General features: G+C 52.2%; 7 protein-coding genes. 2 read left to right on the top strand and 5 right to left on the bottom strand.

Translation table 11 applies throughout. The annotated features are described in order from the left end of the window. Positions 1-26: 26 nt before the first annotated feature. The 5 genes from O3C43_23230 to O3C43_23210 all read right to left on the bottom strand — a co-directional run bounded on the left by O3C43_23230 (position 27) and on the right by O3C43_23210 (position 8,114). A complete protein-coding gene (locus tag O3C43_23230) occupies positions 27-638 on the bottom strand; it encodes an SRPBCC family protein (GenBank protein MDA1069399.1) in 612 nt (203 codons plus the stop codon). Positions 639-676: 38 nt separating this feature from the next. After that, a complete protein-coding gene (locus tag O3C43_23225) occupies positions 677-2,548 on the bottom strand; it encodes a sulfatase-like hydrolase/transferase (GenBank protein MDA1069398.1) in 1,872 nt (623 codons plus the stop codon). A gap of 94 nt (positions 2,549-2,642) precedes the next feature. Then, positions 2,643-3,959, bottom strand: a complete 1,317-nt coding sequence (locus O3C43_23220) for a DUF1552 domain-containing protein (protein MDA1069397.1) — start codon at positions 3,957-3,959, stop codon at positions 2,643-2,645. Positions 3,960-3,973: 14 nt separating this feature from the next. Next, positions 3,974-6,589, bottom strand: coding sequence for a DUF1592 domain-containing protein (locus O3C43_23215; protein MDA1069396.1), 2,616 nt, complete (start codon positions 6,587-6,589; stop codon positions 3,974-3,976). Between the two features lie 58 nt (positions 6,590-6,647). After that, on the bottom strand, positions 6,648-8,114 hold the full coding sequence (locus O3C43_23210; GenBank protein MDA1069395.1) for a hypothetical protein: 1,467 nt from the start codon (positions 8,112-8,114) through the stop codon (positions 6,648-6,650). Positions 8,115-8,271: 157 nt separating this feature from the next. Here O3C43_23210 and O3C43_23205 point away from each other — a divergent pair, with 157 nt between their 5' ends. Both O3C43_23205 and O3C43_23200 read left to right on the top strand, forming a co-directional pair. After that, positions 8,272-9,144 (top strand): hypothetical protein, encoded by an 873-nt coding sequence (locus O3C43_23205; protein ID MDA1069394.1) that lies wholly within the window; start codon positions 8,272-8,274, stop codon positions 9,142-9,144. Beyond that, a complete protein-coding gene (locus O3C43_23200) occupies positions 9,141-9,629 on the top strand; it encodes a hypothetical protein (GenBank protein ID MDA1069393.1) in 489 nt (162 codons plus the stop codon). Before O3C43_23205 ends, O3C43_23200 begins: the two co-directional genes overlap by 4 nt. Positions 9,630-9,978 lie beyond the last annotated feature (349 nt).

Raw genomic sequence — 9,978 nt, 5'->3', positions numbered from 1 at the left:
CTTAATACTGGTTTTCCAAAACTTTATCATGCGCATTTTACGGACAACCAGCGGCTTTTCGAACAGGGTCTATCTAGCTTGGTAAAATCCTTTGTCATGGCTTCGCCCAATTCATCAATATTGCAACGCGTTTTCAGACCCACGTATGGAAACCCCTTAAAGGTTTCGACACCGGGAAACTTCAGTTTTGAAGGAACGGCTCCCGTCTCGATGTAATCCTTCAGCATCTTCAGGCCTCGGTCGTAATCCACACCTATAAGCACGCCCATCATCTTGGTCATAAAAAACAGGAAGAAGGGCATCGATCCTTCCATGGTCCAAGTAAGCTTGGTACCTCCGTCAGTCGCTTCGAACAGAAAACTGACCGGCGACACCGCTTTCCAGGGTTTTAGGAAAGTTAGCTTGTAATGGATGGCATTATTTGGCTCCGCCTTTTCGATCAGCATGTTTCCCGAGCCAACGATATTTCCATCCCAGGAATTTTGCCTGCCATCGGGAGAAACGGACACTTTGCAATCCGGCTCGGCAATAATCCACGGCGACCATTTCGACCAGGTATGGAAATCCCGTACGGCGGCAAAAGCCTTGGCCATCGGAGCGTCCACCAGAATGGATTTTTCGATATTGAACTTTGGCATATGCTGGAGGGCGAATGGTCGATTATTTTAATCGAGGTTCAGCGGGAATTTTGCGCTTCCAGGAATTCCATCACCCGGACGTCGTAGGCTGAGTAGCGACCCATCCAATCCGCGGTCAGGTCCTTGTTGCTGGTCGGCCAGATGGCCTGGGATTTCTTAAACACTTCCGGATCGAAGGGATACTTGTCCTGCACATGATCCAAGGCATTGATGGCCTGCAAGCGGGCCAGGACATTGGAATTATAAAGCATGACCTCATGCAACACCGGTCGCGGATCGGCTTTGCCCAGACGGGCGAGATGTTCGGCCGCAGCAATGCGGGTCGCAGCGATCGGACTGCTGGTCAATGCCTTGATCTGAGTCGTTGCCCTTGATGCATCCTTGCCCAGCACCATGCAGTTAACCAGCGCCCAGTACTGAATAATGGGGTTGTCGGACTTCAGGTCTTTCAGAAGCTTGGGAAGGGCTTTGTTGCCATCGTCAAGCAATGCGTCGGCGGTATCCAGGATGTCGGCCAGGGGATACTGGATTTCGTTACTCCCGACATCATACGGCGTTTTTCCGGAACCCCGGGTCCATTCTATCATTAAGGACTCCGGAACAAAACCGGTGTCGTGAATTCTGAGCATGTGCTCACGGTTAGCCTTGCGAAACCGCAGGAGCGCATCCCGGTATTTTGGATCGTTGGCCAGGTTGTTTACTTCGTCTGGATCGGCCTCCAGGTCGAACAGCTCTTCGAGCGGGGCCGGTAAAAAGAAAGCGCTTTGGGCCTTGTTGGTTTTGCCCGCCTTGTAGAGGGCCTCCCACTCGGGCATGGCGGGATTATCGTAGAGGTAATTGACGTGCTGACCGGTGGGGAGATAAGCCAGGTAGTTACGGATGTAGTTGAATTTTCCATCGGTTACCCCTCGTTTGAAATCGATGCGCTCATCGGCACGCGCCCGGAAGGTATGGGCAAATTCAGCTTCCGTGGTGCGCTGCTCTCCCAGAAAGGCATGTCCCTGCATGTACTTCGGAATCTTGGCTCCCACCAGACTGAGGAGGGTTGGCGCGAAATCCACAAAACCAACGATCTCCTCGGTGATAGTTCCCGGTTGATTGGGGGACAGGTGCTGCCATTTTTTGGGAAACCGGATGACCAGAGGCACGTGGGTTCCACTGGCGTAAATAAAGCGCTTGCTCCGCGGCATGACTCCTGCGTGATCGGAATAGTAGAAAACGATGGTGTCCTCCGCCAGTCCGGCATCTTCCAACTCCTTGAGGCTCTCACCGACCAGGGTGTCCATCTGGTTTATACAGGAATAATAGGTGGCGATTCGATTCCGCACGGTCGGAGTGTCCGGCAGGTAAGCGGGCACACGGACCTTTGCTGGATCAGCTCCCAGAGGATGGGTGTTGCGTGACGGATGCAAATTACTTTCGTGAGTCACACCGATATTGAAGATGGAGAAAAATGGTTTCCCTGCGGGCCGGTTTTTCCAATGCGCTTTGTTACTGCTTTCATCCCAGCCGGGAAAGTCCTGATCTATGTTATAGTCTTTCTTGCTGTTGTTGCTCGTGTAGTAGCCCGCCTCTTGCAGATACTTGGCGTAGGATTGGATCATGCCGGGAAGCGGAACCTGACTCCTCATATGCTCACCACCAATCGAAGGCGGATACATACCCAAAAACAAAGTGGTCCGGGCGGGAGCGCAGACTGCGGCGTTGGAATACGCATATTTGTAAAGCACCCCTTTGGATGCCAGGCCATCGATGTTGGGCGTCTTGGCCAGTTTATCGCCAAAACAGTTTATGTAGAGACTGTTGTCCTCGCTGGTAATCCACAGGATATTGGGACGGTCGGCTCCGACACAAACGGCGGAGATCAGCATTAACAGGGCAAGGATTCGGGTAGTTACTGAATTTATCATAAGAGTGGTGGGTGGTTCCAGGGGTCTATCGGCGAAAGGTCTCCAAAATAGAAAGAAAGTAAGTGGTTAACCTGAATGCAAAAGGCAAATCCGGTTATGCGATATCCAATCCCGTCAGGGTTCCGGTTGAGGTGGCAAACCGGTCCGACTCGATTCCCATACTTTGCAAGATACTGACAAACAGGTTGGGAAGCGGATAGTTTTTATCGCGGTCAAAGGCCAGATGCTTTCCATGTTTGAAACCACCACCCGCCACCAGGATCGGCATGTTGTCGGTGGTATGTTTGTTGGCGTCACCGAAATTGCTACCGAAGACAATGGTCGTGTTATTCAGCAGGGTGCCGTTACCTTCGCTTGAGGTCTTCAAGTCCGAAAGCAGATCCGCCAACAACTTCATTTGAGCCAAATCGATGGCTTTGAGCTGGTTGAGCTTTTTATCACTTTTGCCGTGATGCGACAGGTTGTGATAACCATCGGAGATGTTGGCTCCTTGCACATCAATCGTGGGAGAGTTGGAGCTATCCAACAGTAATGTGATACTCCGCGTGGAATCGCTTGCAAAAGCCAGCCGGGACATCTGATACATCAAGCGGATCTTATCCATGTAATCCTTGGGCGAATCCGGATCCAGCGGCATGGCGATAGGTGCTTCGGGCTTGGGCTTCAACTCCCACTCGCGGGCTTTTTCCATGCGTTTCTCCACATCGCGCACCGCCGTCGTGTACTGGTCCATGCGCTCCTGGTCGGAACGGCCCAGACGGCGATGCAAAGCCCGGGATTGGTCAGCCACCGCATCCATGATGCTTTCTCCGATCTTCAACTTGCGCAGCTGCCCTTCGATTTGCTTGGGTGACCCCTGCAGAAACAATTGTTTGTAAACTTCCGAGGCCTTGTCCTCACAGGGAATCAATACCCCGGCGTCGGTCCACGAAAGACTGCGCCTGCCTTCTTTGGCATTTACGCCCAGGGTGAGAGATGGAAACCGGGTCAGGTTCCCGACTTTGGCGGCGATAAACTGGTCCAGCGAGATGGTATTCCTAAAACCACCACCACCGGGATGCGGTGCCGCGGTCAGGAAGGACACATCGGAGGAATGGGACCCATCCACTCCCGGATGGGATACGCCACTCAGGACAGTGAAATCGTTGCGAAAATCAGCCAGCTTTTTAAGGTAGGGCGACAGTTTATAATCTAATCCGCCTGCTTCGGGAAAAAACTGGTCGGGCAGAAACCCCAGGTTGTTGCAGACGGCGAACATCCGCCGGGGTGCCTTGGTTTCGGGTGAAGCAGCCTTCAAAGACCCGGAAAAAACCGGAGACATCGCTTCCAGCATCGGCAAGCCCATGGCCACGCCCATGCCCCGCAACATCTGGCGGCGGCTGATTCGCTTCGAAGGGATGGAAATAAACATCGGGGTAAACGTTATTATTTAATTTTGAAGAGCTCGCTTTGCACAACTCCGTGGATCAACGACTTCATACCAAAACTGTTTTTCTCACATTTATCGAGTATCTTTTCAACTTCCAGGCGATCGGCGAATGAAACGGGTGCCCCGGTGCCGTAGACGATGAGACGGTTGACCAGATTCCGCGCGACCTGCCTTTCGTCGTCGACCAGGATGTTTTTCAAATCCAGGATATCGGAAAAGGTCCGCCCATCGGCCAGTTGACCGGCGCAATCAACCGGTTGGGCAAAGTGGTAGACGAACAAATGCCCGTTTTTTCCAAAGCCCAGCACGGGTTCCCCTTCTTCATTGACCGCCCGGTAGGCATCCTGCCAACCACCGGCAACATCGAAACTTTCCAGGGCAAATCCCACCGGATCGAACTTGGCATGACAGGCGTTGCAGGATTGAATTTCCCGGTGCTTGTCCAATTGCTCCCGAATGGTAACGGCACCCCGGGTATCCGGCTCGATGGCTCCGACTCCCGAGGGAGGCGGTGGAATTTCCACACCCAGGATGCGCTCCATGATCCAGGCTCCTCTTAAAACCGGTGAGGTCGTGGTCCCGTTGGCCGTTACCCGCATCACGCTGGCCTGGGTCAAAAGCCCTCCCCTAACCGAATCCGTTGGCAGAGCAACGCGACGGGGTTCAACGCCTTCGAATTGGGGCAGGCCATAGTGATCGGCCAGGCGTTCGTTGATAAAAGAAAAATCCGAATCAATCAGGTTGCGCACCGGCAGGTCTTTATCGAGCAGCTCACGGAAAAACAGGCGCGTTTCCCGAATCGACGACTCGGTCAGCATGTCATCCAGGTAATAATCGGGATAGAGTTCCGCGTCCGGAGTGGTGGCATTGATCTCCTTGAGATCGAGCCAGTAGTCGAGAAAGGCATAAAGGAACCGGTTGGAACGCTCGTCGTTCAGGAGGCGATTCACCTGCTTTTCCAAGGTTGAATTCCGGTTCAATTTTTTCTGCGGCAACAATTCCTTATCCGGAGGGCCGTTCCACAAAAAATAAGACAGGCGAAGGGCCAGTTCCCGGTCATTTAATTCACCGGCCTGGTTTTCCAAATAGAGGAAATCCGGCGCACACAACACCGAGGCAAAGGCCAGGATCATCGCTTCGGTAAAATCTTCGCCCAGGTCCCGGGCATTTCCATACACCGTAACGAATGGGTCCACTTCCCGGTCATTCAAAAGTGGCCGGTTATACGACCGTTTCATGAAGTCCAGGAGAAGTCGGCGTGCGTCAACGTCCGGATGATTGGATATCACTCGAACCACGTTCTTCCCGCTTACCTCGAAAGGTAAATCCGCAAACAGGCTTTTATAGCTGGGTGGAGGCCAGGACTCATGCAACGGTCCTTCCACTTCCAACCAGTTCAAGGCAAAAGCGGGAATGCCATCCAGCGTCGCATTGGGGTTTCCCTTCCATCCCGGCCGGGTTCGCACCAACCGGGCGGCATCGGGACGAATGCCCTCCCCTTTTTTCAAATCAACCACTTTTTCAACCACCGTCGGGTCGGGTTGCGCATCGTACGTTGCCAACCAGCGGCTGTCTCCGCTATCCGCCAAGGCATACAAGGTAATGGGTTCAGTCCGGTTCCCAGGAAACGCCACCGTGCGGTTGGGACGCCACCATTCCCGGTCGCCACCGGTCAGGCCATGATCATCGCCACCTGAAGCGCCGTAATTGCCGGCACGGTAAGTGTAAGACTTGATCCGGATCTTATACCGTCCATCGATGGGCGGATCCATTTTGGTGAAATCGTATTTGGTCGTGGCGGTATAAGTGCCGGAAACAAAGCCAAAAGCTTCCCGCTCGCGCAGCTCGGGATCAAACTCACCAACGGTTACCGGATCAATGCCGCGAATCACATCCGGCTGCGGTTCCAGACCGATGAGCGGCGTTGAGGAACGCGTGGCCGACTTGTTGCCGGTGCGAAACGGCATGTAATTCTGCATCACTTTTTCTTCCCGGGCATAAAACTTTTCCGTTTGGGTCGGATATAAAACCGTGTTCGTCGCGGTGCGGATGGCATACTCCGCCGTCTCCAGATACTTGGCCATCTGCACATGCGAAACATCCAATCGATTTCCCACCTTGTTAAACAGATGCGCCGTCCCATCCTCCGGCAGCCGGTCGGCCAGTTGCAGCCAGGGAGCGTTCAGGATCTCCCGCAAGGTGTTTTCATACTCGAAACGGTTTAAGCGGCGCACCATCGACCGGCCTTCGTTTTCCACCCGCTCCTGATCATTCTTGATCATCGGCGTGGAAATAGCCTTGAGAAACTGCTCCAGATCCTTCGCCTCCGGCCTCGGTTCCTTTTTCGGCGGCATCTCTTCATGATCCGCTTTGTCATGAATCTTGACCCATGTTTCGAACACCTCCGGATCTGCAAGATCAAATCCCAGCGATTCCATGTCCAGATCTCCCTCGACCTCCACTGAATCATGGCAGCTCAGGCAGTGGTTGTCCAAAAACGCTAAAGCGGTTTTCGGCAGTTCGGATGCAGAGATAAGGCAGCTGCCGCATAACCAACCGGCGAACGCGATAAGCAGGGATAGATACTTCAATAACAATCGAATCAAGGGCATAGGGTGGAACGTGAAGATTTCCGCAAATTACCCCTTCGCAGTCAATCCGAAGAAATAGTTAAGGAGTATCCGGTTTCAAACGTTTCAACAGATTGGCCTTGGCCTTCTCATTGTAATTCTCAAGCGATTCAATCCGGGAATACAATTCATCTCTAAGTTCTTCCGTCTCATGAAATACATCACCCTGAGTGGCTGCGAAAGTGATACCGCTGAGTGCGGAGTTTCGGGATTTCTCATTCTGGAATGCATCGACCAAAGACAATGTTTCAGCCGCGGTCTTGCCTAACTTAATGGCGTTACTCGCCAGATTAAACACGGAACCACTCCGCACTTCATCATCGGGTATGGCGCGAAAATAGGACTCCGCCGCATCATAATCGGTTCGTGCCATGCTAAAGAGAACCATGGCGGTGTTTCTTGCTTTGGTCGGAACATCGTCCAGCTTTTCAACCACCTGAAGCGCCTTCTCAGGATCCGCGCGTCCCAGAGAAATGATGACTCCATTCAAAATCTGGTTTTTGTTTTCCGCCGTTTCTATAAGTCCAATCAAACTTTCTATTTCAGTGGCATTCGCATTCTGAGCCCAACTATTGGCAAGCGAAACTGAAATTTCCCCGAACAATGGATCCGATGCATTTTGGATGGCGTATTCGAGCGCGCCCTTGGCGTCATTCGCGGCCCAGCCTTTCATGAGTCCTTTCATGGCGGACGCCACCATGGCTTCGTCGGCCATTTGATTTGCAGCGAACAAGGATTGCTCGTTGTCAACTTGCCCCCAATCCCGGAACAGAGCTTCCAAAAACCGGCCTTTTTGATTGGCATCCGTCACTTCCCCGACCAGTGCCAAAAGCTCGGGTAATTGATTACGGTCTGCCGCACTGTTTACAATCGGACGAAAAACATCGTCTTGCGCGTAAGGTTCTGCGATTTGCCTGGCCAGACTGACAGCCAAACCCAGATCTTTTTCCGAGATCCTCGCTATGGTCGCTTCTATTCGTGGAAAAAAGATGGATCCATTATTGGATAAAGACATGAGAGCACTCCATGCCTCCACCGGTTGGGAATCCGCCCAACCCTCGATAGCGGAACCCTGGAAAAGAAATCCATCCGTCCCTTTATAATTCATCGCATACTGCAAAGCGGCTTCACCCGTGAGCTCACCCCACCGGCTGAAAAACTGCCCCACCATCTGGTTGCGCTTTTGAGAGGGCCGCAAAGCTTCCAACCTCGCCAGCGTAGCCAGGGCATTCAGCGAAGTCATTTCCTTCAAATACTGGTCGAACAGGTAAGTACGGTCGCTGGCTTTGGAAAGGTCGAAGATGCTGGCAGGATCCAGGGACACACTCGAAGTGGTAGCTTGCCCGACTTCAACCGAGGTCTCCTCTGGTGAAATGGACGTTTCGGTTGTCCCCATCATCTGAGTCGCTTCAATACCCGCTTTTCCTTTTATCAAACCAATCGTATAGGCGGATACGCCAATCACGCAAACAACCAGCAATTTAACGAGAAGAGGAGGACTTTTCATGGGGTGGAAGAATCTTGGGTCCTGGTAGATTCGGAAGCAAGCAAAGTTCGGCATTCGTTGCATGATTCTTGGTATCATCAGCAACTTTACCGCATTCCTGAATTTCTCCTGGTCTCAAAGGATTGCCAGCGAGTCAAAATTAGGACCAATCTGGTTTATGTTTAAATTATATCGCATAGTTCTTCTCCTCCCAGCCCTGATACTGGTTGCTTGCAATCCCGGGAAAAAAGAAACAGCCGCCTTGCGGGAATCCCTCACTTTCCACGCTTCCTTTGATAACGGACCGGATGCGGACTTTGCCAAAGGGGATGGCACCTTATACACGATGGTAATGACCCGGCCGGAGCCGGTTTATGAGCCGGGACTGCCCGGTGAAGCGGTTGAAGATGAAAGCGGACGGTTTGGAAACTGTCTCTTCTTCAATACGCCCGAAGAAATTAGCGGTACCCGCGCATTTTTCAAACTGAAGGACAACCTGCCTTACTCGGAGAAAGATTGGAGCGGCACGGTTTCTTTCTGGATGCGGGTAACTCCGGACGAAGATCTTCGGCCGGGCTATACCGACCCGATTCAACTGACGCCGCGGTCCGCCCTGGACGGATGCCTCTGGGTGGATTTCAGCCTGGACGCGCACCGGCAGTTCCGCATGGGGGCCTTTCCGGACAAACAGTACTGGAATCCTGAAAACAAACCCAACAAAGAAATTGCCGATAACCAGCGGCCACTCATCCCCTTGGTCGACCCACCCTTCTCGCGCGATCATTGGTCGCACATTGTCATGACTTTCGAAGGCTTCAACAACCCGGGCAAGCAAGGTGTGGCCAAGCTCTATATCGACGGCAAGCTGCACAATTCCCTCACCGGCTGGGAGCAAATCTATACCTGGGATCTCGAAGCGGCCCACATCCGGCTTGGCGTCAATTTTGTCGGAGCCCTGGACGAATTGTCCTGCTTCAACCGCGCACTCAGTGAGAAGGAAATATCGAGCCTTTATAAACTCAAAAACGGCGTGCGGCCCTTGCTCGATTGATTCCGCGAAACATCTCCAAGAAATTTATCCTCTTCGATAACGACGGCGTCCTGGTCGATACCGAATACTGGTATTACCGGGCCACCCAACAGGCCTTGTCGGAAGTCGGCGTCCTTATCGACCTGGACCAGTTTATGACCTTTATGGTCAGCGGAAAAACCACCTGGGATTTGGCCCGGGCCAACGGGGTTGATGAAACCACAACGGGAGCCAACGGGGTCATATCTCCATTATTGACAGAATACAGCCAACGGGGAAATACAGCCAACGGGGTCATATCTCCATTATTGACAGAATTCGTTGAACATCATCTTTCTTTTGCATGGCGTGGAAGTTGTGAGTTGTACCGAGACATCATCTATATCCTGAAGCTTGCTACCTCGTTAATGATCTCGGGTAATTACCAGTCCGAGATCTTTTTAGCGAAGGCTGCGGCTGAGGTGCTTGAGCCGATGATCGGTCCGGTTCCTATACGTGCTGAGTGAGCCGATCACGTGTTGTGAGTAATGGTAGGTTGGTCAAATGATTGTCGATGGAACAACCAACTTAGGTGAGTAAGTTTGCTAAGAGATTGGAGTTAAGTAAAGGGGAGTTCCTGAATAAAAAGGAAACAATTTTGTCAATAATGGAGATATGACCCCATCCTTCGACATTATCACGTAATCAACCGCGGTAACTTCCGTCGGGATATTTTTAGGAAGCAGATCGAAAAGTAATTGTCGAGATCCAAGATATGACCCCATACTTCTCACACCATACTTCTCACATCCTTCGACATTATCACGTAATCAACCGCGGTAACTTCCGTCGGGATATTTTTAGGAAGCAGATCGA

The sequence above is a fragment of the Verrucomicrobiota bacterium genome (assembly GCA_027622555.1).
In the GTDB taxonomy this organism is placed as follows: Bacteria; Verrucomicrobiota; Verrucomicrobiia; order Opitutales; family UBA2995; genus UBA2995.
Note: the sequence above shows the minus strand (reverse complement) of the source record. Positions and strands in the feature narration are given on the sequence as shown.